23 protein-coding genes, 1 tRNA gene and 1 pseudogene are annotated in these 25,716 nt (G+C 49.0%); 9 read left to right on the forward strand and 16 right to left on the reverse strand.

The window, feature by feature from the left end; all coding sequences use genetic code 11:
• Positions 1-62 precede the first annotated feature (62 nt).
• Positions 63-1,070, forward strand: a complete 1,008-nt coding sequence (locus tag ABV298_RS16290) for a YpdA family putative bacillithiol disulfide reductase (protein ID WP_353723096.1) — start codon at positions 63-65, stop codon at positions 1,068-1,070.
• A 47-nt stretch (positions 1,071-1,117) separates the two neighbouring features.
• Here ABV298_RS16290 and ABV298_RS16295 read toward each other — a convergent pair whose 3' ends face one another.
• A complete protein-coding gene (locus ABV298_RS16295) occupies positions 1,118-2,254 on the reverse strand; it encodes a YCF48-related protein (protein WP_353723097.1) in 1,137 nt (378 codons plus the stop codon).
• A 71-nt stretch (positions 2,255-2,325) separates the two neighbouring features.
• Between ABV298_RS16295 and ABV298_RS16300 the strand changes: the two genes are divergently transcribed.
• The gene (locus tag ABV298_RS16300) at positions 2,326-2,628 is read left to right on the forward strand and encodes a YtxH domain-containing protein (RefSeq protein ID WP_353723098.1); all 303 of its coding nucleotides are present in this window, start codon (positions 2,326-2,328) and stop codon (positions 2,626-2,628) included.
• Between the two features lie 64 nt (positions 2,629-2,692).
• Here ABV298_RS16300 and ABV298_RS16305 read toward each other — a convergent pair whose 3' ends face one another.
• The 15 genes from ABV298_RS16305 to tgt form a co-directional block, all read right to left on the reverse strand.
• Positions 2,693-3,238: a DUF4136 domain-containing protein gene (locus ABV298_RS16305; RefSeq protein WP_353723099.1), complete on the reverse strand. Its 546-nt coding sequence runs from the start codon at positions 3,236-3,238 to the stop codon at positions 2,693-2,695.
• A gap of 21 nt (positions 3,239-3,259) precedes the next feature.
• Complete coding sequence (locus tag ABV298_RS16310; RefSeq protein ID WP_353723100.1) at positions 3,260-3,745, reverse strand: hypothetical protein; 486 nt, start codon at positions 3,743-3,745, stop codon at positions 3,260-3,262.
• On the reverse strand, positions 3,730-5,250 hold the full coding sequence (gene dnaG, locus ABV298_RS16315) for a DNA primase (RefSeq protein WP_353723101.1): 1,521 nt from the start codon (positions 5,248-5,250) through the stop codon (positions 3,730-3,732). Before dnaG ends, ABV298_RS16310 begins: the two co-directional genes overlap by 16 nt.
• A 13-nt stretch (positions 5,251-5,263) precedes the next feature.
• Positions 5,264-6,013 carry a TerC family protein gene (locus ABV298_RS16320; RefSeq protein WP_353723102.1) on the reverse strand — a complete coding sequence of 250 codons (750 nt, stop codon included), beginning with the start codon at positions 6,011-6,013 and terminating at the stop codon, positions 5,264-5,266.
• A gap of 318 nt (positions 6,014-6,331) precedes the next feature.
• A complete protein-coding gene (locus ABV298_RS16325; protein WP_353723103.1) occupies positions 6,332-7,309 on the reverse strand; it encodes a hypothetical protein in 978 nt (325 codons plus the stop codon).
• A 68-nt stretch (positions 7,310-7,377) separates the two neighbouring features.
• Entirely contained in the window at positions 7,378-8,694 is a 1,317-nt protein-coding gene (locus tag ABV298_RS16330; RefSeq protein WP_353723104.1) for an O-antigen ligase family protein, read from the reverse strand.
• Complete coding sequence (locus ABV298_RS16335) at positions 8,682-10,046, reverse strand: CDP-glycerol glycerophosphotransferase family protein (protein WP_353723105.1); 1,365 nt, start codon at positions 10,044-10,046, stop codon at positions 8,682-8,684. The genes ABV298_RS16330 and ABV298_RS16335 overlap by 13 nt, the downstream gene beginning before the upstream one ends.
• Positions 10,016-10,744 carry an acylneuraminate cytidylyltransferase family protein gene (locus ABV298_RS16340; protein ID WP_353723106.1) on the reverse strand — a complete coding sequence of 243 codons (729 nt, stop codon included), beginning with the start codon at positions 10,742-10,744 and terminating at the stop codon, positions 10,016-10,018. The genes ABV298_RS16335 and ABV298_RS16340 overlap by 31 nt, the downstream gene beginning before the upstream one ends.
• Positions 10,741-11,982: a UDP-N-acetylglucosamine 2-epimerase gene (neuC, locus tag ABV298_RS16345; RefSeq protein ID WP_353723107.1), complete on the reverse strand. Its 1,242-nt coding sequence runs from the start codon at positions 11,980-11,982 to the stop codon at positions 10,741-10,743. The genes ABV298_RS16340 and neuC overlap by 4 nt, the downstream gene beginning before the upstream one ends.
• Positions 11,879-12,892, reverse strand: a complete 1,014-nt coding sequence (locus ABV298_RS16350; RefSeq protein ID WP_353723108.1) for an N-acetylneuraminate synthase family protein — start codon at positions 12,890-12,892, stop codon at positions 11,879-11,881. Before ABV298_RS16350 ends, neuC begins: the two co-directional genes overlap by 104 nt.
• Before the next feature lie 26 nt (positions 12,893-12,918).
• Positions 12,919-14,631 carry a GNVR domain-containing protein gene (locus ABV298_RS16355; protein WP_353723109.1) on the reverse strand — a complete coding sequence of 571 codons (1,713 nt, stop codon included), beginning with the start codon at positions 14,629-14,631 and terminating at the stop codon, positions 12,919-12,921.
• Between the two features lie 97 nt (positions 14,632-14,728).
• Complete coding sequence (locus ABV298_RS16360; RefSeq protein WP_353723110.1) at positions 14,729-15,181, reverse strand: Wzz/FepE/Etk N-terminal domain-containing protein; 453 nt, start codon at positions 15,179-15,181, stop codon at positions 14,729-14,731.
• Between the two features lie 150 nt (positions 15,182-15,331).
• Positions 15,332-16,438: a UDP-galactopyranose mutase gene (gene glf, locus ABV298_RS16365; protein ID WP_353723111.1), complete on the reverse strand. Its 1,107-nt coding sequence runs from the start codon at positions 16,436-16,438 to the stop codon at positions 15,332-15,334.
• Positions 16,439-16,550: 112 nt separating this feature from the next.
• Positions 16,551-18,008, reverse strand: coding sequence for an OmpA family protein (locus ABV298_RS16370; protein ID WP_353723112.1), 1,458 nt, complete (start codon positions 18,006-18,008; stop codon positions 16,551-16,553).
• Positions 18,009-18,235: 227 nt separating this feature from the next.
• Positions 18,236-19,369 (reverse strand): tRNA guanosine(34) transglycosylase Tgt, encoded by a 1,134-nt coding sequence (gene tgt, locus ABV298_RS16375; RefSeq protein ID WP_353723113.1) that lies wholly within the window; start codon positions 19,367-19,369, stop codon positions 18,236-18,238.
• A 111-nt stretch (positions 19,370-19,480) separates the two neighbouring features.
• Here tgt and ABV298_RS16380 point away from each other — a divergent pair, with 111 nt between their 5' ends.
• From ABV298_RS16380 to ABV298_RS16410, 7 genes and pseudogenes are all read left to right on the forward strand, one after another.
• Positions 19,481-20,611: a glycosyltransferase gene (locus tag ABV298_RS16380; protein ID WP_353723114.1), complete on the forward strand. Its 1,131-nt coding sequence runs from the start codon at positions 19,481-19,483 to the stop codon at positions 20,609-20,611.
• Positions 20,602-21,222 (forward strand): 16S rRNA (guanine(527)-N(7))-methyltransferase RsmG, encoded by a 621-nt coding sequence (gene rsmG / locus ABV298_RS16385; protein ID WP_353723115.1) that lies wholly within the window; start codon positions 20,602-20,604, stop codon positions 21,220-21,222. Before ABV298_RS16380 ends, rsmG begins: the two co-directional genes overlap by 10 nt.
• Before the next feature lie 27 nt (positions 21,223-21,249).
• Positions 21,250-21,531 carry a hypothetical protein gene (locus tag ABV298_RS16390; protein WP_353723116.1) on the forward strand — a complete coding sequence of 94 codons (282 nt, stop codon included), beginning with the start codon at positions 21,250-21,252 and terminating at the stop codon, positions 21,529-21,531.
• An 85-nt stretch (positions 21,532-21,616) separates the two neighbouring features.
• Positions 21,617-21,690, forward strand: a tRNA-Asn gene (locus ABV298_RS16395).
• A gap of 260 nt (positions 21,691-21,950) precedes the next feature.
• Positions 21,951-23,152: pseudogene (locus tag ABV298_RS16400) on the forward strand (IS3 family transposase).
• 478 nt (positions 23,153-23,630) lie between these two features.
• Entirely contained in the window at positions 23,631-24,353 is a 723-nt protein-coding gene (locus tag ABV298_RS16405; protein ID WP_353723117.1) for a hypothetical protein, read from the forward strand.
• A gap of 829 nt (positions 24,354-25,182) precedes the next feature.
• Positions 25,183-25,485, forward strand: a complete 303-nt coding sequence (locus ABV298_RS16410; RefSeq protein ID WP_353723197.1) for an SOS response-associated peptidase family protein — start codon at positions 25,183-25,185, stop codon at positions 25,483-25,485.
• Positions 25,486-25,716: the final 231 nt, after the last annotated feature.

Raw genomic sequence — 25,716 nt, forward strand, 5'->3', positions numbered from 1 at the left:
CTAAATTAGAGGGTTAAAAGACTAACGGCGGCCATAAGCAAAAGGGACCGCCTGCCTGTACAATGCACATTTACGACGCAATCATTATCGGAGGTGGCCCATGCGGCCTTGCGATGGGTATCGAGCTGGCCAAAAGCGGTCTCGACTACCTGATACTCGAAAAAGGAAATCTCACAGAGTCGATCCGCCGGTATCCCAGGCGGATGAAGTTTTTCTCCACTGCCGAAAATATTGAAATAGGCGGCATTCCGTTTGCGATTTCGGATGTGAAGGCCAACAGGAACGAGGCTCTGCAATATTACCGGAAGGTGGCGGGATATTATCATCTGAATTTTAAGCTGTTCGTCGATGTCGACAGGACCGAGAAGCAGGCGGACGGCACGTTTCTTACATATTCAAATGACGGCCAGGTTTTTCAATCCAAAAATGTGATACTGGCGACCGGCTATTTCGACGTGCCGCGCATGCTGAATGTGTCGGGCGAGAATTTGCCGCATGTTTCGCATTATTATGATGAGCCTTTTAAATACTCGTATACTAATGTGGTGCTCGTAGGTGGTTCCAACTCTTCGGTGGAAGCAGCTCTTGAGCTATACCGCCACGATGCGAACGTGACGATCGTGCACAAGGAGGCGGATTTCCGCACGAAGGTCAAATATTGGCTGGTGCCGGACGTGAAAAACCGGGTGAAAGAGGGAAAGATCCATACACGGTTTAACTGCGTGACGCGGGCGATCGAACCTGGAAGAATGCTGATTGAGCATACGGAAACGGGCGCGCAGGAATGGCTGCCGGCGGACTTTGTGTTCCTGCTGGTGGGTTATCTGCCCGACGAGCATTTACTGGCACGCTGCGGTGTGACGCTCGACCCCGTCACGAAGGTGCCGGAATATGATTCGGAGACTTTTGAAACGAATGTGCCCGGATTGTATTTGTGCGGGACTGTTTTAGCTGGTGTGTTTACTGAAAAGGTATTTATCGAGAATGGCCGTGAACATGCGGCTGCGATCGCTGATCATCTGGCCGGGCGCGAAGTCCGGAAGGTGAAAGAGCTGATCGATCGGATTTAATGCCACGAAGACACCGCAGAGGCGGACCGTGAATGGACACGAAGAAGTTATTGCTCGACCAGCACCAGCTTCCTCTTTTTCTTTTTAGAAGAGGATATCTTTTCGATTTTGCCAATTAAACCGTTCGCTCCGACGCCGTAACCTACGTTTCCGGCGAAGCTGAGGGAATGAAAACCTTCGCTACCGAGCAAAAACCAGCTTTTGCCACGATCGGGCGAAACGCTGTTGCCGGAGGGGCCGGAAGCGACCAATGCGTAGTTGTCGGAGCGAATTTGAGTGTCGCCGTTCCAGGTGGCATTGGTTTTGTGGTAAATCGCCACGGCTTCTTTCAGGCCGGCGGGCCTGGTCATGCCGGACAACGTCCACGTGATGCCCCCGTCGTTGGTCAAAAGCACGTTTTGTGTCGAATCTGTTGTCTTTTTATAGTCGCCGCCAACGGCTATGCCGTTCTTTTTAGACCAAAACCTGAGCCCGAAAATGCCCGCGGTAGGCCCGGCAGGTAAGGGAGTGGAAGATACATTCCACGTTTGGCCGTAATCTTCCGATCTGAAAACCCTCGCCATTTTGCCGCCGCCTGTGCCGATGAAAACAGTTCCTTTCCCGTTTACCAGAATGGAGGTCCCGCTGGCCGCGAAACATGCCTCGCCGGGTTCGGCTACCGGGCGTTTGTCGAGCGGCAGCTCCTGCCAGGAATTTCCGCCGTCCGAGGTTGTCAAAATGAAGAGCCTGCCCTGCGTCGGATCGCCGAGACAAATGCCTCTGTTTTTATCCCAAAAGTCGATTCCATCCAGAAAAACCCCATTTTGTGTAGTTTGGTACACAAGCTTCCAGCTTTCTCCGCCGTCTTCGGTCCTGTAAATTTTCGCCTTGTCTTTTTCCGATTCTCCGGCGCTCATAGCAACGGCAACCTGCTTGTCGAATGCATGAATGTCGCGAAAGTCGAGGGAATCGGCGCCGGCGACTTTGTAGGTCGTCCAGGTGTGCCCGCCGTCGACAGTTTTCAGTACCGTGCCCTGTGTGCCCCCGATCCAGCAGATTGTTGGCGTTACCGCGTGTACTGCGCGCATATGGATCTTCGTTTTGATATCGATGATCTTCCATTGAGCCTTGCTTTCAGCCGTCATCAACGAGAGGGTTATGGCGAGCAGGAGGACAAAAAGGCCATTTAATGGAAATCGGGACATTTGTTTGCGAAGTGGCACAGTATTTTGTTATTTTCAGTTCTAATGTTTATTAACACAAAATAGGGATTCATATGAACAAGAACCAAAAATTTTTGATTGGCTCGATCGGAGCACTGTTGACAGGCATCGCGATTGGCCTTTTGGTAGCTCCCAAAAACGGAAAAGAGACCCGCAAATTGATCAAAAATAAGGCGAACGACCTTGGCGGCAGTGCAAAGGATAAGTATGAAAAAAGCCTTGAAGAACTGTCGCATCTCGCCGACAGGCTCAAAGAAGGGTTCCTGAAAAATGCTGGTACTGCAAAAGAAAAAGCTAATGGCGTGGCTGACAGCGTGAGCGAGAAGGTTCGCGGCGTCGCCAACAACAATGCTTAATTACTCCGATATTCACGACATTGAGAGGGTTGTTTCAGATAAAGAAGCGACCCTTTTTTAGTGTTCAAGGGATTTTAGCCACTACTTCGGCGATCGCCTGGTTCACCTGTTCTGTAAAGTTCTTCGTTTTTTCAGGTATGATACCGCTTGCGCCGCCTTGCCATACCATACGGTTGTTGGCGGCGTCAACGAGATCGATCACGATCGTGCCTTCGCGGTATTTGCCGGTCACCACCTCCTCGCTTTTCCACGAATAGCGGCGCTGGCCCATATAGCGAGGCAGGCCGTCGGTGCGGAAATCGGTCTGGCGGGTTTGCAGTTGTTCCCGCACATTCAATGCGATGTTGATTTTAAGGCTCGGGTCGCGGGCCTCGTCGAGGCCACGGGCTTGCAGGTTTTTAGCGATCGCTTCCTTGATTATCCCCACGTTTTTCTCGAAGTTTTTGGAGACAGTGTCGCCCGTCGCCTCGATGTCGAAAAAGCCGTATGTCGGATAGTCGGCAAGTTTGAAAGTGTCTTCTTTCTTGACTTTCAGCAATTTATAGGAAGGGCTGCACGCAGAAATCAAAATGGTGAAGCACAGAAGAACCGGCGCCAGTACATTTTTCATAAGAGCGAATATTTAGGTTAATTATCCGATGACGCTTCCCAATTCCCTGGCCGCCGCCATGCTGATGCCTTTGTAAAACATGAACTCGGTCATGATGGCATGTTGCTCCTCCTCTGTTTGCGCATGGGCGGCCTGTTGAAGGCAAATTTTCATTTTCTCCTCGATGAATGCCTTTTTCAGTCTCAGAATATTGTTAAATGCCGTTTTGTCGAGGACGTCGGTTTCGAACGGCACATAAATCTCATACTTTTCTTTCCACAACTCGCTGAGCTCATGTTTTTGCGTCAGCCATTCGATGGTCAGGTTCCTGATTTCCGGTTCGTGATGTTGCAGGAAATAGTCGGTTGTGAGGATGTGGTTCCGCGAAAAATTTTCCCGGAAGAGCGTCAACAGGTGGTTATAAACGGGGTCGCGCAAATCGATCCCCTCGATCTGGCCCAGCACATACTGGCAAACTGTAATGCCGGGTTCGAGCTCGCGCGCGCCATGCACTACGAGCAGGCGCACGAATGCCTCTTCCTGGTAATGCAGTTTCGTGCGCTGAAACGTTTCCGGCGCAGCTTCTTCCGGAACGGGCGGATCGGCGGCGGATTCGCCGGCAAACGGGCGATCGCTGAACAAGGCGTCCAGGTCGTTGGCCCCCCCCCCGGCGCCGCACCCGATTGCCGCGGCTGCCGATCTGCCGGTTTGGCGGATTGCTGTTTCCTGAGCAGCTTGTTGCCTTCCGTGATCAGCATTTGTTCATCCACCCGCATCATTTCGGAGATCCGGTGGAAAAATACCTGCCTCTTGATCGCGTCGGGGATCTTGACGATGCTATTAACCACCTCCTGGATTACCGCCGCCAGCCTGAAAGGATCGTTGCCGGCATCCTGCAACAGGATTTCGGTTTTGAAAGTAATAAAATCCTTGGATGCCTTTTTCAAATGTGCCTTAAAGGCCTCCGCACCTACTTTTCGAACATAGCTGTCGGGATCCTCGTTGTCGGGAAAGAGGACGATATTAACATTCAGTCCCTCTTCCAGAACGAGATCCAGACCGCGCAAAGCGGCCTTGATACCGGCCATATCGCCATCGTAGAGAATGGTAATGTTCGGGGTAAAGCGACCGATAAGCCTTATTTGCTCAACCGTGAGCGATGTGCCCGACGACGCCACAACGTTTTCGATGCCTGCCTGATGAAGCGAAATGACGTCCGTATAACCTTCAACCAGATAGCAATGCTCGAGTTGCCGGATCGCGTTTTTGGCCTGGTAAATGCCGTAGAGGACTTCACTTTTATGGTAAACTTCCGTTTCCGGCGAGTTGAGATACTTCGGCTGGTTTTTATCCGACTTCAATATCCTGGCCCCGAATGCGATCGTTTTTCCGGCAATGTTGTGGATCGGGAAAATCACCCGCCCGCGGAAACGGTCGTAGCCGGCCGTCTGGCTGCCTTCCTTGTGGATGAGCAGTCCCGCCTTTTCCAGTACTTCGGCGGAATAGCCTTTTGCCAATGCTTCCCTGGAAAATGAATCCCAGTTATCGAGGCTGTAACCCAGCTCAAATTTCTTGCGGATCTCATTTGAGAAACCACGCTCCCTGAAATAGCTCAGGCCGATCGCCTGGCCTTCCTCGCTGTGGTGGAGCTGGTGCTGATAATAGTTTTTGGCAAAATTGAGGATAATGTACAGGCTCTCCCGGGCATTCTGCCGGATAGTTTCCTCGTCGGTAAGCTCCTCCTCCTCGATTTCGATATTGTATTTGCCCGCGAGGTACCGAAGGGCTTCCCCGTATCCGATCCCGTCGATATCCATCACAAACTTGATGGAATCCCCCGCAGCCCCGCATCCGAAGCATTTGTAGATCTGACGCGACGGGTTAACGTTGAAGGAAGGCGTTTTTTCGTTGTGAAACGGGCAACAGGCAGAGTAATTAGCCCCCTTTTTTTTCAGGGACACAAAATCCCCCACCACCTCCACAATGTCTGCGGCGTGCTTGATTCTTTCGACGGTTTCGGGATTAATCCGCATAATTCTGGCAAGTTCAGTTCACACGGTCGCGCAACTTCACCGGATCTTTCTTTTTATCCAGTTGCATATTCAGTAGCTCCACAAAGAACGAGAAGGCCATTGCGAAATAGGCATAGCCCTTAGGAATTTCATAGTGGAATGCTTCCGCCACCAGCAGCGTGCCTATCATCAACAAAAATGAGAGCGCTAAAATTTTAATGGAAGGGTGATTATTTACAAAATCTCCGATTTTGCTCGCAAAGGCAATCATAATGAAGGTCGACAGGATCACTGCTACGATCATGATCGGCACTTCTTTTACAAGCCCGACAGCCGTGAGTACGGAATCGAACGAGAAGATGATGTTGAGCATGGCGATTTGCACCAACGCAGCGCCGAACGACATCGACTTTTTCCCGGAAATGTCCCCGGACGGCAAATTTTCCGGTTCGCCTTCCAGCTTGTGGTGGATTTCTTTCGTGGTGCTGTAAAGCAGGAATAAACCACCTCCGAGCAAGATCAGGTCGCGTCCACTGAAACCGTGCCCGAAAAGCGTCAGAATGTCCTGTTTAAGGCCTATAACCCATGAGATTGCGAAAAGCAGCGCTATCCGAAGCACCAGCGCGATGAGCAAGCCGTTGTTTTGCGCCTTTTTTCTCTGGTCGACAGGGAGTTTTCCGGAAACAATTGTGATGAAAATTACGTTGTCTATACCGAGGACAACTTCCAGGAGTGTCAACGTGAGCAAACTGATGAGTGCATCCGTAGTAAAAAGTGATTCCATGTAATGAGTTGGTGAGCGTTAGTTGCACGAAAGTAATCAGGGAGAGGAGTTTGAACAATAATTAAGCCAATTTTCCGTAATTTTGAATGTTCAGGCAATGTCCCGAAAAATTTTTAGGGAAATGTCCATTATTTTCTCATTAGAATTTAGAAATTCGCAGCCTAAAGTTTTTTTCTGATTACTTTAGTTTGTTATTTTGCGGTATTGAAATTCAACTTGAAGTTTATCTGAGCGATATATAGATATTAAAAATATAGTGTGTGTATAGTGTGAAACAGGGCATGGAAATTTTTCTATGCCTTTGTTTTTATGTATTGATTATGAGCTAGTTATAGTGCGGCTTCCTAACTCGCGATACACACTTATCAACTTGCCCGCCGCATTCGCCGGCTCTCCGGGCAAGGCAATGTGCCGCTTGGCCTCTTTCAGCTTCTCCTTCAAATCCGCTTTCGCGATGTCCCGGAAAATACTGCAAAACGAAGGCCGCTCCGCAGCATCAGAGGCGATGACCGCGACTCCCGACTCCCGTGCCTCGTGGATAGAAAGCGAAACACCGTCGGTGGTGGTATTTCTGATGAATGCGTCGGAAAGCAAGAGCACGCTTCTGAAATCATGTAAGCGGTTGATAAAAAATATATTTTCGGGAATGTGCAAGAAACACCGCTCGATGTACGACCGGTAGTTGCCCGACGGATCGGAGACCAGTAACAGGTATTCGGGATAGTCCGCAAAGCGGCTGACCAGCTCGGAGATCCCGTAGATTTCCCTGCCGTACCTGTCGAAAGTCAGGTCCCAGGCGTTCGTGCAGAACGTAGCCTGGTAAGATTTGCGTATTGCCACAATTTCCGAATGCGTTGTGGCTATAAGTGGTTCTATCGGCGGACCGGGAATGTAGGTGGATATCAGTCGTGAGCGCGGATTGCAGCCAAGTGCCTGCCGCAAGCCCGCATGTTCCTGTACGACAGGCACAGCCGCAAGACGCGCGGATGCCTTCACCATAACGTTCCCGAGCGGACCGTACCTCCCCCAGCACCCGTGGTAGGTGATGATTAGTTTTTTACCCGTAAACCGGCAGAAAATAGCGGCAAGAATTTGATAAAGAGGTTTTGAGAAGTGTATATGGATAATCGGGTGTTTCAATACCCGATAAATTATGCCGGGCAATTTCTCATTATTCAGATCGCAAAAGCTGAAATCGAAGTGGTTTTGCCGTAGTGCCTCGGTCAACCTTCCGACGTGTGTGGTCACGCCGCCGACGGGCGGGGATGTCCTGCCGATTATCAGGACCTCAGCCATTGATGTTTTCGGGGGCGGCATTTTGGGCATGGTAATAAAGGCACATCAGCAATATCGGGGCAATGCAGTTAATGGTAAGGCTTTTGGAGGGAATGATCACGAAAACGGACCCTACCGAGTGGACAAACAACAAATACGCCGAGAATGCGAGCGGAAGCAGCCGATTTTTGCCCCCCCGACCTCACGGATTTAAGCAGGTAATAACCCATGCCCAGAAAGAGTGCATACATATATGTCAACCCGAGGATTCCCTGTTCGGCCAGGATTGTAAAAAATAGCGAGTGTGCTTCGCGATAACCCGGGCCAAGTATCTCAAAACTGGCCGTACCATGCCCGAAGAGCGGACTTTCAAGAAACAATTTGAATGCGAGCCGGTGAATATCCGCTCTTCCGCTCGTCTCCCGTAATTTTTGTAGAACCGTCCCGGCTGTGTGTAATTCCTCAAAACGCAAATGCCATGAATAGGACAGTTCCTCGTTCACCAACCCCGCGATATTGCCCGATGCCGGGATCAGCCCGCATACAGCCGCCGTCACCCACATAAATCGCTTTATTCCCTCGCTGATTGCAAGGGAAATAATCAGATAAGGGACGACAATAAGGACGGCACCTCTCGAAAATGACAGCATGACGATGCTAAGGAACAACAAAATGAGCAAGATCGTCGCGAGAACCGGCCTGCGATATCTTTTAACGTGCAATAGCGCAAACGGCCAAAGAAGGATAAAGTAGGCCATCGTTACATTGGTATCTGTAATGTTGCGTGTGACCAGCAGATTAGTCGAGCCCTTGTATTGTGCCCCGAAAACGACCAGCCCGAATGTGCCCATTGCAAGGATTACAAATGACAGGCAAAGGTATTGTTCCAGATCGGCTTTAAATGACGGGCTCTTCGAGAGGATACCTAGATACAGAAAATACACGGGTAAGGTTATAAGAAATAAGGTAAATGCTCCCACTGCGGTACCGGGCAGATTGGGCGAGATAAGTAGGAAAAAATAGTTCAGGACCACCCATGAAACGACAACCAGTTTTTCGCGTATGGTCCGGGATGATTTGAGGCGGAGCAGTATGGTTATCAGGTAAAAATCAGTTAGAAAAAAAGGCAACAGACGCCAAACGGAGTTGGCGCCGGGAGGGAAGTCGTATTTTTGGAAGAGGTGTAAAAATTGCGTCAGGGTGGGAATGCTCAGGACGTGGAACAGTTTATGCCGCGAAGGGGTTGCCAATGTAAGTACACAATAAATGTAAAACCCCAGGACGACAACAGTTTGAGTCCTGTTTTCGCTAAAATGGCGTAACGGATTCGAAAGCAACGTAAAAAGACAGGCTCCGCCAAGGGCCAATGCTGCCTTGACACCAACCTCGGCCACTAATCTAACCATTCCCTGATGCATTGAGCGGTGAAGCGAACAGAATCCGGAGTATCGTAATGAATGAATGGTTTTATGGCCTCACGTAAATTTTTTCGTGAGTGGCCGCCGGCCAGTATTTCGTCCAGCTTTTCGAACAAATCCCGTTTATTCCTGACAGTGTGGTCTGGTAAAAATTCGTCGAGCGGTAACTGGTGAGAATAGTCATAAAACCGTCGTACCGAACGAATGTACGGAATGTCGGGATCTTCGTCGTAAGCGATGCCGATAGTCGGTTTGTTGCAAGCGGCCGCTTCCAGGAATATTGTCGAGGCTACTTGTACGCACACGTCGCAGGCGGCCAATTGGGACGCTAACATTTCCAGAAAGTCGGGTGGAGGTATGGACGTATCGTTTTCGCCCATCGGCCAAAGTATGCGGAGATTTTGAATGCCGTCGTATCGCAGGTACCGCTCGGGCGCATCATGCGGGTGACATCTTACGACGACCATCATGTCCTGTCTCGCCCGTGCGTACGTGAGAAGATCTTCGATAATATAATTCTGGCAAATATGGTGTTTGGCTGCCCCCGTAGAATACAGGATGATACGCGTGTCACAGCTGATACCTAACAGCCGTTTGAAATCGGATTGTTTTTGAGTGAAGACAGCTTCTTTGAAATAAATATCAAACCTCGGAATGCCGATAATACGAACCAAACCGGTATTTCCCCAAAATGAATAGAGCCGGCGATATTCCAGGGACATCAGCTTGTTCCAGACCAGGACCAGATCCGGTTGCATATTCATAACGCCCTTGGAGGTCAGATTATCCCAGCTTATGATCATTGCAATACATCGAATGCCTTTTGCTTTGAGGAAGTTAACGATTTTGTTCTCGCGGAGGTCGAGCGGGGACGACGACAAAACCGCACAGAATTCCTGCTCAGGAAGGGAACCGTAGCGTGCCGGACGGCCTGTGCGGCGGATTAACCATGTTCTCATGAAAACCAGGAGCCGGCCACAGAACGACCGGAGGAGCAATGCTTGCCATATTACAGAAAACAGCCAATGCAGGGCAGGGTATTCCGTAAGTTTAATACGAAGCGTCGCCAGATCGAAGTAGTATCCGAAAATCAGCATCTGTAAAGTGCGCAGCCATTTATCCAATATCGAAAGCGTTGGAACAGGCGTTGCCAACCATTGCATTTCCAGGTGAAAATGCTCGTTGAAACGGTTCACATCCACTTTGGTGAGCAGGTCCGACATGATCGAAATCCGGAAGGTCTTGTCAAGCTCGCCAGCCAGCCCCGAATGAATAAGGTTGAGAATCGCGAAGGGGTTGGTAACCAGTATTAATAGATGTTGTTTGTCTGATTTTTCCATTTTTCGAGAAGGTTTTCGGCCTTTATCCAGTCGGCCTGTGTATCGATATTGACTTCAAATTCATTTTCATGGAGCCATGCGGACAGTTTTCCGCCGGTAATCTGCCCTTCGTGTATGAGTGACGTCCGGGTAATGTAAATCGCCCCGTCGCGGTAATATGCATGGGGGAGATCCTGCCGCCGGGTAATGGCAGCGCAATCGGGGAGAGCTTTTTCAAGGTGATTGTTTAACCGGATATATGCCCAGAACGGGTTGAACGCGTCGGGGATTCGTCGTACCGTAACCAGGCTGTCCGCTTCTTCCCTGATAATATGCCTGATCGTCCTATCGACAAGGTCCGGCGTGCGAAATGGGTAAGTTGGTTGGAGAAGTACCACATATTGGAAGGCATGCGATTGGCCCGGAGCGTGTTCCAACGCATGGGCGACGACGTCGATCATAGGCGACCGATGGGTGGCCAGGTGGGCAGGACGTAAGCCGGGTACCAGGATTCCGTCAAACTGGCTCGCAAAACGGGCTATTTCAATGCTGTCGGTCGAGACGACGACCGTCGCCAGTAACTCCGATTTCCGGGCCGCTCCGATGGTATATTGAATAAGCGGTTTTCCGCCGAGTAATTTCATATTCTTGCCAGGAATACCTTGTGACCCCATTCGTGCGGGAATCAGGCCGAGGATTTTGGGAAAAGGTGTTGTCATGCCGATAGAATATGTTTTTTGAGAATGAACGGGACTGTCGCAAGCTGTTCGGCAATGCGCTGACCGGCCCCTCCGTTACCGTAAAGGCCCGAAGGCGGGTAATGCCCATGAGCGAGCTGATATCTGACCGCCGATACGATCGCCGTGGTCCCGGGAGCGCAATCCACGGCATTCGGGCTACGTTCACGGCCGCATTGCCTGGTTCCGATGTTCACTGCCGGAACGCCTAATGCGCCGCATTCGCGTATTCCGACACTGGAATTGCCTACAAAGCATGCGCAGTTTTTAAGGAGCTGGATAAAATGGCGGGATTCCATATGTCTGAAAAAGTGAAACGGGAGCCCGAAATGCCGTTCCCGAAAGGCCCGCATACCCTGCGCTGTACCCGCCGTTCCCGCATCCGCATTGGGCCAAAACCAGATAACGGGCATGTCGAGGGGCGCCAGAGCATTCAATGTATTTTCTATCTGCCATTTGGAATGGTTGCTTTCGGTGGTTACGGGGTGTTGAAGTACCACCAGATACGGCTCATTCAAATCTGGCTGCGATCCTACCCCGCCGTAAATTTTATAGGGATCGAACTCAATCGTCTTGTGATGGTATATCAGATCAATGGACGGGCATCCGGTGAAATGTATTTTGTGTGGAGGAAGTCCCATTGCGATCAGCCGGTTACGCGCTTTTTCCGTAGCTGTAAAATGGAGATCGGCAAGTTGTGAGACGCTGTTTCTGATCCGGTCGTCGATGTTTCCCGTAATTTCCCCGCCCTGAATGTGCGCCAGCGGAATATTCATATTCACGGCAGCAATGGCGGTGGCGATGGTCTCGAAACGGTCGGCGACGGTCACTACCACGTCGGGACTGTGATTAGCCAAAAATGTAGCCAGCTCGATCACCGCCAGTCCGGTCGTTTTGGCTGAGGCGGTCGGATTTTCGACATCCAGCATATTGGGAATAACAGCGGTAACCGGCAAATTTTCTTCTTTGAGGTGGGGCAGGATATTGCCATACCGTTCGGATAAGGCACTGGCTGCTACCACAATCTGCAATGCGAGCCCCGGATGCGCATCAATGGCGGTCAGCACGGTTTTGACACGGCTGAAACTGGCCCTGGCGGTGATTACTACGCAGATTTTACGCATGGCGAAGGTGAGCTTCGGTGAGGAATTCCCATTGTGAAATGTCGCGGGTAAGCGTTTTGCCCAGTATTTCCCGATAGCGCGAAGCGGGTAAGCCAAAGCCGGCCGGTTTTTTGGTTTCGAGGTGGTGGCATTGAATCTTTTCACCGCTGCGCAGGTCCCGGTTTACAGCCAGCGATTTCCCGAACAGGCTCTTTAATCTCGAAAAAGCACCATGTTTGTCTTTATCGACCGGAAAATCCAATGCAGTTTCGATCCGGCGGACACCCGCGATCAGGGTGGTTGCCTGCCGTACATTTAAGGAGGAGGACGCATCGGGATTGGCGATCCTTTTATCGAACGTAATGTGAAATTCGAGAATACGGGCACCTAATGCAACGGCGGCAAGCGGCGCGAAAATGTCGCCCGAATGGTCGGAGAATCCTACCGGAATATGATAGCGTTCGCTCATTTCCTTCATCACATTCAATCCCCATTGCTGCGGCTTGGTTGGGTAGGCGGTGGTACATTGCAGAAGGGAAACAATGACGCCCCGCGATTGCAAAAATGCCACGGCATGATCAAGCTCCGCCCACGAACTCATTCCGGACGACAGCATGACAGGCTTGCCGCTTGCGCTTATCTTGTCGAACATCGGCAGGTTATCCACTTCGCCGGACCCGACTTTGAATCCCGACACGCCGATTTCGTTCAGTAAATCCACCGCTGCCAGCGAAAACGGGCTTGCCAGAAAGTCGAGACCAACCGTTTCACAGTGTTTTTTAAGCTCTTCCCATTCGGCCAGGGTAAACTCCATTTTCTTCCAGTAATCGAAGCGGGAGCCGTTTTGATAAGGAATTTTCACCCTGAAGTCTTCGTAAACACTGCTTTCCGCATCGGCGATGTGTACCTGGAACTTGGCTGCGTTCGCACCTGCGCGAGCGAGGGCATCGATGTACGAATGCGCGAGCGTGATACTTCCCTCGTGCGCCTGGCCAATTTCGCCAATGATATAGGTGTGTCGTTTCATAAGTGTATGTGGTTTGATTTAAAGTGCTACTGGTAGTAATTATATTGATAGCGATGCAGCTCCCGGGTGCCGTTAAGTACGACGTGCATATTGGGGAGTTGCGATTCACTGTGAAGCTCCCGGATGCCCGCAAGCTGATGCAGGTAAGTAAAGTGCTGCCGGACAACGTAAAGCGTCATATCGGCGTGATGACCCAGCCACCGGGCGTCAGCAACCAGGCCGACGGGAGGGCTGTCCAGCAGCAGGTAGTCATATCGTTTCCTCAGCATCGAAATAAGCTCGCCGACTTTCGGGGACAGCAGTATTTCGCCCGCTCCCGGGCAACGCTCTCCGGATGCCAGAAAGTCGAAGGAATGCACTGTACCGCATCGCTGAATGCAGGGTTCGCCACCCGATGTTATGGATTCCGTAACTCCCTCGTTTTTCAGGTTCAGCAATCCCGCGAGGGTAGGGTTTCGGAGGTCGAAATCGACTAGCAAAACCTTCTTGCATGCGAGCGCAAGAGACTGTGCGAGATGCGCGGCGATAAATGATTTTCCCTCGTTGGCCATCGCAGAGGTGAGCAAAATCACAGTATTTAGCTCCGAGCCGCTTGCAAACTGAATGTTCGTACGCAATGAACGGAGCTGTTCCATGATCAGGCCCTTGTTACCCGCCTTTGTAAAAAGCGGGGACCGCGTTTGCTGGCTGATTTCTCCAATGACAGCCACATTGCATTGTTGCAAAATGTCTTCCTTCGACGTGATCTTGTCGTTCAGCAGTTGCCGGATATACAGAACGACGACAGGCGCCGCCAGGCCTGTGAGGAAAGCCAGCAGCAAAGTTAGCCGCCTGTTAGGGTATACCGGCACCGCGCTGGCTTGGGGCGCGTCGATTATTCGCGCGTTGGCGATATTTGCGGAACGGGAAATGGCCGTCTCCATCCGTTTTTTGAGGAGAAATAAATAGAGCTCCTGTTGGATACCCTGTTCCCGCGATCGTGCCAGGAACGTGCGCTGGTAGCCGGGTATATGCGCAATTTCGGTTTCGGAAATACCGGCGTATTCTCGGGCAGCCGCTATACTGATGGCCAGCTCCTGTTGCTGATGCCGGATGGCGTCGGATAAACTGGCCCTGACGGCCTCGATCTGGCTGCATAAGGACCTGACTTCGGGGTGATTGGCGGAGAGCGAAGCGAGGGCTTTTACATAGTCGAGTTGCATTTCGTTGTATCGGGCAATTAGTGCGGAAAAATTGCCTTCCTGAGGGAACAACGCCGAAGGGATTACCGATGCAGGTCGTTTCCGCAGATGCTCTTCCAGCTTTTGCATAATTTTCAAACGGACTGTCAGTGTTTTTTCCTCGCTTGCATTGCCGGCCAGTTTTTGAATTGCCAGGCGGCTGTCCTCTGCCATATCGATAAATCTGTGTTTCCTGCGAAACCGCTCAATATCCGTCTCCACTTTGGTCAGTTCCAATGAGACCCGTTTCAGATTGACATCGATAAAAGCGATCGTATTGTCGGCAACTTTGTTCTTCTCTTCGATACTCGCTTTTTGGTATCTGTAAATCAGCTGCCGGAGTATAGCCTCGCCTTTGCGGGGCAGCACATCCTGTATCGATATGTTTACCAGGCTGGCTGTTTTGTTGGAAGCCTGAATGGTCAGAGCACGGGTGTAATGTTCAAGAATGGTTTCGTTGGAGGAAATCGTAAAGGTATAATCGCAATCGGCGGCTGGTTTGAAACTAGTGGTATCCACGATAGCGATTCCGTGAGGAAGCGCTATTATTTTTCCGAATGCGCCTTTGTAGCTGGCAGAAGCCGTATGGAGTGTGAATAATTGCCCATTTGCTTTTTCAATGCGATATGTTTCCGGCCTGGCGGACCGCCGTTTCAGGAAACGAACGGCGAAAGGTTTTTTTTTCGTAAATCTCAGTCGTTTTAAGATGGCCGGTGGCGAAGTATCGCGTGGTGAGGTGCAGGTCGTTGACGACCCGGTTCAGTAACGTCCGGCTTTTGAGTATTTCAATCTCGTTTTCCACACTGCTGGTGGCGTCGGGGAGTCCAAGCTCTTCCAGCAGGGCGGTTTCACGGAAGTCGCTTCCCCGTGAATTATCCTGTACAAGTAGCGACGCAGCGATGTGATAGTGTGGCGTTTTGTATCGCAGAAACACGAACCCCAGCGCGGCGAACAGGAATGTCGAAAGAGGAATCCAGTACCATCTGAATTGGATGGACCTCCAAAGCGGGTTAACGGCCCAGTCCTGAAGTGGGCTGAATTCTGCTATCGAAAATTTGGCTGCCGGCATCTGATACGGTTTAGGTTCGTATCATTTAGACGTCAACTTGTAATTTTGGTAACGCGACTTCTACAAAGATTTTTTTCAAAATTTTAATGGAAAATAAAAAATCCCCGTCTCAGGGCGCTGAAACGGGGATTTTGTAAAAAAATATTTTTTCTACGAATCGAAATGCACTCTCACTTTTTTGAGAGCCGAGGCGACGACCTGGTGCATGTCGTAATAACGGTATTCAGCGAGCCGCCCACCGAAAATCACATTTTGCTCCTCGGCAGCAAGTGCTCTGTATTGGTTGAATACCGCGGTATTCTTATCGTCATTCACCGGATAATAGGGCTCGGCACCCTTCACCCATTCTTGCGGGTACTCGTGTGTGATCACAGTTTTGGGCTGTGTGCCGAATTCAAAATGCTTGTGCTCGATGATGCGGGTGAATGGTGTTTCGCCGTCGGTATAATTCACTACCGCGTTCCCCTGGTAATTTTCCTGATCGAGCAGCTGATTTTCAAAACGCAGACTGCGGTATTCCAGCTGGCCGAAGCGGAAATCGAAATACTCGTCGATGGGGCCGGTGTAAACGATTATGTTGGCCAGAGCAGTAAGGGCTTCTCTGTCTTTGAAAAAATCGACACCGAGACGGACGTCTACACCGTTCAATAGCCCTTCTGTCAGCTTGTTGTAGCCGCCTATCGGAATGCCCTGATAACGGTCGTTGAAATAGTTATTGTCGAATGTAAACCGTACGGGAAGCCGTTTGATAATAAATGCAGGCAGTTCGGTAGCTTTCCTGCCCCATTGCTTCTCGGTATATGCTTTGATCAGCTTTTCGTAAATGTCGGTTCCAACGAGTGAGATAGCCTGCTCTTCCAGGTTTTTAGGCTCTGTGATACCTGCTTCTTCCACTTGCCTGCGGATTTTTTCCTTCGCCTCTTCCGGTGTACGCACCTTCCATAGCTGATAGAAAGTGTTCATATTGAAGGGAAGGTTGTAAAGCTCGCCGTTATAATTGGCTACCGGAGAGTTGGTATACCGGTTAAACTCCACAAACGAGTTAACGTACTCCCAGATCTCCTTGTCGTTTGTGTGAAATATATGTGCGCCGTACTTGTGCACATTAATTCCCTCGATGTTCTCGCAATACACATTGCCGCCGATATGGTCGCGGCGGTCGATTACAAGGCACTTCTTTCCTCGTTTCGTTGCCTCGTGAGCAAATACCGATCCCCACAAACCTGCACCCACTACCAGATAATCATATTGTTTCATTAATTCCCCGTTGCGTTGTTATGATGTGGCTAATTGATTTCGCGTGTGAATATATTAAAAAAGAGAAAGGCTCCCGACGGGAGCCTTTCTCTTTCAGTCGTTTCTTCAACTATCAGGGAAGAAGTTTCAATTCTACGCGACGGTTTTTCTGCAAGCCTGTACGGGTTGCGCTGTCGGCGATCGGTTTGAAAGATCCGAAGTAGTCGACGATCACTTTGCTTGGGTCTTGCAGACCAGCCTCGTTGATCAGGAAGTTCTTCACTGCGTCAACACGGCGTTTTGAGAGCGCGATGTTGTAGCGGTCAGATGCACGACGGTCGGTGTGACCAGCCAGTTGCAGGCGGCATCCGTTTTTGTTCATCAATGCTGCTACGTTTTTCAGCAATTCCTGGAACTCAGGTTTGATTACGTTTTTATCAGTGTCGAATGTAACGTTCGCAAAGATTTCGCTACAAGCAGCACCGGTTGCCAGTGCATTTTTCACGTAAGAGTCGAAGTCGAGTACACGACCGGCACCGTCAACAATGCTTCCTGCGGGTGAGTTTGGCTCTTTATCGAAGAAGTCGGATACACCGTCACCGTCGGTATCAAGCAGCAAACGCGGGTCGATATCTTTCGGACGGTTTGCTTTTGCAACGGAGTCCATTTCTTCGAGTGTAAGGATTTTCGGTGGCTTAACCAATACACGTGGATCTGTGTAACGCAGGTGGTAGTATCCGCCTTCTTCCGGTTTGTAGTCCCATTTGCCATCCACTTTTTGTACTTTCAAAGGCTTTTTGCCCAATTTGTACGTTACCTGGATCGCACCGTATCCGTAGCTGTCGAGCTCAGAGTTTCCTTTGCGGGAAGTTTTCTGCTGATCTTTGATCTCAACGGTATTCGGGGTTCTGTCGTAGTCGCCGCCGTAAGTAGCGTCAAGGAAGTCGGAGTTGGTATGAGTCAAACGGAAGTCGAGACCGATGTCGATTCTTGGTGTCACTTCGTAGTTGATATTCAGACCTGTGGGAACCATCCAGTCATTCATTTTGCCGGTTTCGCGAAGCTTCACGCCGCCAGTCAGGTCGTATGCCGTAGCGTCGTAAAACACCTGACCAATACCTGCATACGCATCGATTTTCCAGCGCTTCATTTTGTTAGGGCCCATCAGAAGTCCTTTCAGGTTAACGGTTCCTGAAACTGAGACATCGAAATAGTTGCCCTCGAAGTAACGGAAGTAGGTGCGACGCTTCATACCTCTCAGGTTACCCAGAGATGCGTCCAGACGGGCGCCGAACAGGTACGAGAGTTGTTTGTTCAGTGTGAGGCCTCCTTGAAAAGTCCCGGATTCCTTGTGGCTGTCAGAATTGGTTTTGGTAACAGGCCAGAAGTCATATTCTCTTAAATCGCCAAAAAAGAGCGTCGGGCCAAAGTGTGCTGAAATTGACCATGTGTTCAATTTGTAGGGGCCATCGTACGTCGCTTTGGGATTGTAATCCGGAGAATTCGGTTGCACCAGCGGTTGTGCGAATGAAGGCAGCGCCATCATTGCTCCCAAGGCAAACGAACCAATCAACTGGGATACTTTTTTCATACTATTCAAGTTAGCGTTATTAAGATTAACTAGGATTGATCTATATCCAATTTTATGAGTAAAGTTATATATTCATTTCACGGCTAATCGCAACATTAACCAAATGCCTAGTGCGCACAAAAATAGGTTAACAATATCACTTAATCAACCGCAAGTTGATACAAATGGAAAAGTTTCCTGATAATTAATTCAAATTTTACCCGAAAGAAACCTCCTTTTTTGAACTTTCAAAGCCGTTGATTCAATTTTTTTTCCATTTCGCGCTTCCACGAGGCAAAAGTTCCGTCGATAATTTTCTTTCTCGCACTGTTTACCAGCCACAAATAGAACGTCAGGTTGTGGATGCTGGCGATCTGCGCGCCCAGCATTTCCCCGGATTTTACAAGGTGCCTCAGGTACGCCTTACTATAAAATGTACTAACGTACCCGCCAAGGCCGGCGTCTATCGGTGACATATCGTCCCGCCACTTTTCGTTGCGGATGTTGACGATTCCCTCCGTTGTAAAAATCATGCCATTGCGTGCATTACGCGTCGGCATCACGCAATCGAACATGTCCACACCCAGCGAAATGCATTCCAGGATGTTTGCAGGGGTGCCTACGCCCATCAGGTACCGTGGCTTGTCCTTCGGTAAAATATCACAGACCACTTCGGTGAGTTCGTACATAATCTCCGCCGGCTCGCCCACGGAAAGCCCGCCGATGGCATTGCCCTCGCGCCCGGCGGAGGCGATAAACTCGGCCGACTGCCTGCGCAGGTCTTTGTAGACGCTCCCCTGAACGATGGGGAATAACGTCTGGCTATGACCGTAACGCGGCTCGGTTGCATCGAACCTGCGGCAGCAACGGGTTAGCCAACGGTGCGTCATCTCCATCGATTTCCGCGCGTATGTAAATTCGCACGGGTAAGGCGTACATTCGTCGAACGCCATGATGATGTCGGCACCGATCGTACGCTGGATATCCATCACATTTTCGGGTGTAAATGTGTGTACGCCACCGTCAATGTGGGACTTAAATACCACACCCTCTTCATTTATCTTACGGCCGGTCCCAGCCAGCGAATACACCTGATAACCGCCGCTGTCGGTCAGTATCGGCTTGTCCCAGCCGTTGAATGCATGCAGCCCGCCCGCCTTTTCAAGAATGCCGAGTCCGGGACGGAGATATAAATGATAGGTATTTCCCAGAATGATCTGAGCCTTGACATCTTCCTTAAGTTCACGCTGATGAACCGCTTTCACGGTTCCCGCGGTACCCACGGGCATGAAAATGGGCGTCTGGATAACCCCATGATCCGTCTCGATCAATCCGGCCCTCGCTTTCGAATGGGGATCCTCGACTTGTAATGTAAACTTCATTAAAAGGTTTTAAATTGCTGATGTGCAAAAATAGAAGGAACGTCTCGAACATTCCTGTCAATGACAGTATATTTGCATGAATATGGAAAAATTTTACATCTCTCTTCTGTTGTGGCCGATTCTTTACTCTATGCGCTGGGGGCGTTTGTAGCTGTTCAGTTATTCTATTATCTCTTCTTTTTTACACGGCTGGCATTTTACGGAAAGGGCGCTAATTACGGCAATGCAATGCCCGGCGTAACGGTTCTGGTGTGTGCCTGGAACGAGAGGGAGAATCTGACGGAGCTAATCCCTTTGCTGGATGCGCAGGAATATCCCGAGTACGAGGTGATCCTGCTGGACGATCGTTCCGACGACGGGAGTGAAGAGTATATCCGGGAGAATATCAACGGATGGAAGAATATCCGCTATATCCGCATCAACGACCAATTCAACCATGTAACACCCAAAAAATATGCATTGACCGTCGGTATGAAGCAGGCCAAATACCCTATCGCGCTTATGACCGACGCCGATTGCCGCCCTGCTTCGAACCACTGGATCACTGCTATGACCTCCCGGATAAGTGAAGATAGGGATATAGTCCTGGGTTTTTCGCCTTACTTCAAACGAAAGGGCCTGCTCAACTGGTTTATCCGCTGCGAAACCTTTTACACGGCTGTCCAATATCTGTCGTTTGCATTGGCCGGACTCACCTATATGGGCGTTGGCCGTAACATATTATATAAGCGCTCGGTGTTTTTTGCCAACAAGGGTTTTTATACACACAAACATATCTTCGGTGGCGACGACGATATTTTTCTGAACGAGGTTTCGACCAGCTCCAATACCACGATCTCCATAGAGGAAGATTCATTTGTGTATTCGTTTCCGAAAACCAGTTGGAAAGACTGGTTTCGCCAAAAGCGCCGGCATATGTCCGTAAGCCGGTATTACAAGCCGCGTAACAAGGTGTTGCTTGGGATGCTTTCCGGCGCGCATGTTGCGACGTGGCTGCTCGGATTCGTTACGCTGGGGTGGGGGCTGCTTACGAGAGACTATTTGTTGCTCGAATACCTGGGCATCGTTTTCGGTGCAAGATGGGCCATTCAATGGTTCTTGCTGGTCATCATTAATATAAAGCTGGATAAGACTGTGGAATGGTTCAGCTTTTTACTGATGGACTTTGCGCTTTTTGTTTATTACCTCGTTTTCGGATTTTTGACCATGACGAGCAGAAAACCCCGTAAATCATGGAATTGATCAATAAATACTTCCCCGACCTGACCGCAGACCAGCGCGATAAGTTCGGGCAGATGGGCGAGTTGTACGAATACTGGAACGCCCGGGTGAACGTGATCTCGCGTCAGGATATAGACACATTATATGAACGCCATATTTTGCATTCGCTGGGCATCGCCAAAGTGCAGCAATTTCGTCCCGGCACCAGCATTCTCGATGTAGGCACGGGCGGAGGCTTTCCTGGCGTCCCGCTGGCTATCATGTTCCCCGAAGCGCAGTTTCACCTGGTCGACAGTATCGGCAAGAAAATCCGTGTTGTGCAGGAAGTCGTTACGGCATTGAAATTGGGGAATGTGCGTGTTGAACAAGTCCGTGCGGAAAAGCTGGACGAGAGCTATGAATTCGTAGTAAGCCGTGCCGTGACCCGCATGGCGCCATTTGTGGGCTGGGTGAAAAAGAATATCAGCCGCAACTCCTTCCATAACCGAAGGAACGGAATTTTATATCTCAAAGGTGGCGACCTGGCGGAAGAGCTCTCGGAGATCAGGGAAAAGCCGCAGGTTTACGCGCTTTCGGACTTTTTCATGGAGGAATTCTTTGAAACTAAGAAAGTCGTATACGTACCTTTGTGAAGCATTTTACTAATAACCTATTCATATATGAACGAACGATTCAGCGCCAGTGGGCTCATGAACCCGTTTTTTCCCGATGAGGTAACTTTCGGAGAAAAGGGCGTAACTTTCAAAGTCAGGAAACTTTTCAAGAGCAACGATAACTTCGTGTTTTATTCGGATATCTCGGGAGTGGAAATCGAGAGCGGCGTCTTCTTTTCGACAATCCGCATCATTCCACGCATGCGTCCGGAAATTATTATCAACAATTTTACAAGGGGAGACGCCAAGAAAGTCAAGGAGTTAATTCTCGCGAAGGTCCAGTCGTAATAAATTTTTAAAGTATAGACTTGCGCTGTATAAATTGAATCCTTAGATTTGCACCACAATTCGAGTACAACAACCGGATAATGATTCCCGAATAGCTCAGCCGGTTAGAGCATCTGACTGTTAATCAGAGGGTCGCTGGTTCGAGCCCAGCTTCGGGAGCTTGAAAATCAAGCACTTATGAGATAAAACTTGTAAGTGCTTTTTTATTTGCAAACAATTTCGCAAACATCCTCCCTTCTAGTCCTTGGCGCTCCTTTTCTTTGAGCTGACTACTGTTAACGCAATACTTGTTCTGGCGCTGATTGTACATTGAATTTAAGAATTTTCTGCTGACTCCTGACACTTGTAGTGAAAGAGTTGTAAGTGTCCCGAAACGACAGACAGTTTGAAATTAGAGATTAAACCTTAATTTTAAACTGATGAAAAAGACGAGATTTACAGAGACGCAGCGGGGTGGCCCGTGCCATCGTTTCGATCCTCAAACAGCAGGAAGCTGGCATCCCGACCAAGGAGATTTGCCGGCAGCATGGCATTTCCGAGGCCACATTTTATAATTGGAAAAGCCGTTACGGTGGCATGGAAGCGTCTGACGTCAAGCGGTTGAAGGATTTGGAGGAGGAGAATTCGCGATTGAAAAAGCGGCCGCCGCTGCGGATGTTCGCCGACCTGAGCCTTGATAACCAGATTTTGAAGGAGATCTTCGCAAAAAAGGGCTGGGCTCTGCCGCAAAAAGGGAATTGACAGAGGAGATTGTTCGCGAGCACGACATCGCTGTGAGCAGAGCCTGTAAAATCGTTAGCCTTGTTCGCTCTCAATATTATTACAGCAGTAAGAAAGATGATTCTGAGGTAATTGAGTCGTTGCAGGACTTGGCATTCAAACACCCTTCATACGGGTTTAGAAAGCTGTTTGCCTACCTGCGAAGATCAGGTAAGCCATGGAGCGGTGCGCCGCTGCGCTCATAAACGAGTTCACCGCATTTATCAAGTTTTGAAGCTGAATAAGAGGCGAAAGGGAAAGCGGCGATTACCCGATCGGGTTAGGCAACCGTTAGCACAGCCTGCACAGGTAAATGAAGTATGGAGTGTCGATTTTATGCGGACGCCGCGCGGAGCGATAGTATGATTGGCAACCGCAAGTTTCGCACCGCACCGGCGGCCCGGATTTAATGTTATCGACGACTGCTCGCGGGAGGCTCTGGCCATAGATGTGGATACTTCACTCTCTTCAAAGCGAATTATCAGAACTTTAAATAGGCTCGGCGAAAGCAGAGGGTTCCCAAAGGCGATCCGATCGGATAATGGGCCAGAATTCACCCGCTGCGGCGGGCCGCTCCAAAGATTTCGCAATCTGGTGTGAGGAGAAAGGGATAGAAACCAGATTTATACAGCCAGGCAAGCCAACGCAAAACGGCTATATCGAACGATTTAATCGACTGTACCGAGAAGCAGTATTAGACGCTTATTTGTTCTTCGACCTGGATCAGGTCCGGCAATTAACAACGGAATGGATTGAAGAATATAACCAGCGACGACCACACGAAGGACTGGGCAATTTGACACCATTTGAATGGAAGGAATCGCTGGCGAAAAAGAAAATTCACCAACAAATGACTGTCTGAGAAACGGGGTACTTACAATTTGGTTGCCATTACTTAGGAGGATTATCGACCGGGGAAATTTGATTAATATTCGTCAATAATCCAATAAATCACAGTTTGGGAGAAAGTCACGCTTTAAGGGGCTAATCTAGAAAGCCGCCCAAAGTGATTATATAGGGGACTGACAGAGCGATGAGCGGAATCTTAGTTAGTTTCAAAGGGTGTGCTTTGCAAATGTCAACTTACCTGAAAAGCCTGGGGAAGATCTGCCAGGGCGTTGTCCAGGACAGTGCCCTGCCGACACCGACGCGGAGTATGCTAAGAAATGGCTAGAAACGCACACTGCTAAAATGCAATGGAGCTGGCCGGATACCGACAGCAGCTGGGTCAGCAGGGGCTGGATACGGGGAAGAAGTTAGATAGGAGATTAGGAATATAGTAGCCAGCTTTCAATAAATGTAACCCATACTTCTTTTATGTAAAATATTAGACAATTGACATGATTTTGAAAAAAATTAAAAATCGAGTTGGCTACTTTACTATTATTTTAATTTTTATGGGAGGTATATTTTACTTCTTAAATCATAGGGAGTATTTAGATAAATCCGAATACTACGAGTTGACAAGACAATTAACGCCTGATAAAAGATATTATATTTACCACTATGCTAGATATGGTGGTATGGCTTTTTCAAGTGATATTACAGGGTATAGATTACTAGAAAAGGAAGAACGTTTTGCTGAAAATGCGGGTAAAAAATTTCCTTATGGTTTGGGCGGTTGGCAATCCAAGGATACAATATTAATAAATGAGCTGGAACAGCCTGGAATAGATGCGGATACGTTCCCAAGTCGTGTGGAATATGAAACTCTTGGAGATTTTACGATCAAAAGAGTTTTTTATAAATCTTCCATAAACGGTGGAAGATCAATGGATTATGTGTGCGATTCATTATATGTGTCTAACGGAAAAATAGTAATACTCAAAATAAGGGATGAAGAAGAAAATCTGAAATTAGAACGAATGGTTTTTCCGTTAGGCCCGGTTACAATCTATTCTAATAATGGTATAGTATCAAAATTAGAGATCGAAGATTTAGATAAATATTATAATTCAGATAACAAGGCTATGGTTCTCTCAACGAGTTTTACATTTATCCCTAATAAAAGTGTATTAATTAGGGATCTTGGAGAAACAGGATACTTTTTAAGTATAAAGTAAATTCGTTTAAACTACTAACTCTTGCTAAGTTAGGGAATTGCTAAGAGCGTTAATAAAGTGAGCCTATTTGAAAAGTGCAAATTGATCGTTTCGATCGTGTTGAAGACTCAAGACAAACCTAGAATTGCCGGTGCCGTTCAGATAACTCATTTTATGTTAAATGAGAAAACACAGAACAAGAGGTTGTGGTCTAGTGGACGAAGTTTTTGGTTTTGTGCAAGGGAAAGCGGAGGCTTCGCTTATGGTCATGGGAACGGATCAGTAAATTCTGGGAATATCAATTGTAGTTGGCTGGATTAGTGTAGCCTTCTGGCCGTCACGGCGAATTTTGTAATAAACGACCCCAAACATGTGGCTTAAGAAGGAAATGGCTTTAAAAAGCTCTTTATCACTTGCGGAGCATTCTAATTGTTTTGAATACATCCCTCTTATGTCAAAAAAAGGATAGACGAACCAAGCCACTTGATTGGGTTTAGTCCCTGGTTTTACTATCCAATTGCCCTCCGTAGCACATATGTTCGCCAAAATTTTGCTGGAAGTAATTGGTGCTAGGTTGCCATCGTACCGTGTGCTATCAACCAGCCCTAAGCCATTAACGCGGAAAACAAACAAGCCCCATGAAGGCTTGCAACTCACTGGCGGCAAATCAACCCCCATTCTCAATCGATCCTCTAGATTTTTTTTGTCCCAGATTCTGAATGAAAAATTTTCAGATCGGATATTCGCTGTGTCAGACTGATAGTTCTTTGGACGGGGTAACGCCTCATATCCCGGTAATGCAAATAGCTCAATCTTAGCGGCATTCTTTCCACCGTCTGAGCTTTGTCTGATCCCTGTATCCGGCACCTATGAGCACCGCGCCATCCAAGGCTGGGCCCAGAAAGTCCCCTACTACATCTGGCCCAAAGACCGTAAGATCCAGTTCTTGCCTGGACTTTATCAGCTCTTTGAGTCCGTCGGGCCAGCTGGTGAAAAAATACAAGTTGGCAGCTTTGGGATGCTCACCCGCCCAGCCAACGAGCTGATGACAAACATTCACAACGATGGCGAGTTCCGCCACAGGATGCCGCTGTTTCTCACATCCGAATTGGAAGAGTTTGGGTTTCCGAGCATTTCTCCGATGATGATATGAAAGCCGTTTTTGACTATTGCCTGCCCTCAGAGCTGCTGAATGTTCATACCGTCTTCAGCGTCAGAAGAAAAAAACCGCGACCGGACGGCAAGCCTAAGTCTGAATTTGGAAATATGATAATTTGCCGCCACTAGGGAATGACGGAGGGGATGTTTTCCAAATGTCACTGTTTTAGGGACATGGTACCAACATCAATAATCGTTTAGACAAAGTACCTCAGAATAACAGAGC

This window comes from Dyadobacter sp. 676, assembly GCF_040448675.1.
In the GTDB taxonomy this organism is placed as follows: domain Bacteria; phylum Bacteroidota; class Bacteroidia; order Cytophagales; family Spirosomataceae; genus Dyadobacter.